We start from the raw sequence: 442 nt of genomic DNA on the forward strand, positions 1-442 counted from the left end.
CTTTATTCAGTCTGCTGATTAAAGTTAATCTATATTAACGTACCTAATATTAGTCTTTATAAAACAACGTTAATTATAACATACATCACTTAGTTTTTCCCTTAGTTTTATTCATACCAAAAGAAAAAGCAGGATTTACCTGCTTATTTTTTTGAATCTGATTCAGTTTCTCCATGACTTGTTTGGATAATTGCATGACCACGTATTTTGATAGCTGAAGTATGTTCTGTGAATTGGGCAATCATGACTTCACCTTTATCCAATTTCTCGGAATGGTGGAAGCGTGTATCAGATCCTCTTGTTAATCCGATTACATTCACACCATCTTCCACTGCCTTGATTACGATAAATTCTGAGTTTGAATTATTACTCATCCATCTTCACTCCTGACTACTATGTAAAGGAACCGTTTTGATATAGTTTCATGATGTCTAGCTCCAGG

At 33.9% G+C, this 442-nt stretch carries 1 protein-coding gene; it reads right to left on the reverse strand.

Translation table 11 applies throughout. From position 1 onward, the window contains the following. Positions 1-143 precede the first annotated feature (143 nt). The gene (mtrB, locus tag V7147_RS09560) at positions 144-374 is read right to left on the reverse strand and encodes a trp RNA-binding attenuation protein MtrB (protein ID WP_229141242.1); all 231 of its coding nucleotides are present in this window, start codon (positions 372-374) and stop codon (positions 144-146) included. Positions 375-442 lie beyond the last annotated feature (68 nt).

It is taken from the genome of Bacillus sp. JJ1521, from assembly GCF_036965165.1.
Lineage (GTDB): Bacteria > Bacillota > Bacilli > Bacillales > Bacillaceae_L > Ferdinandcohnia.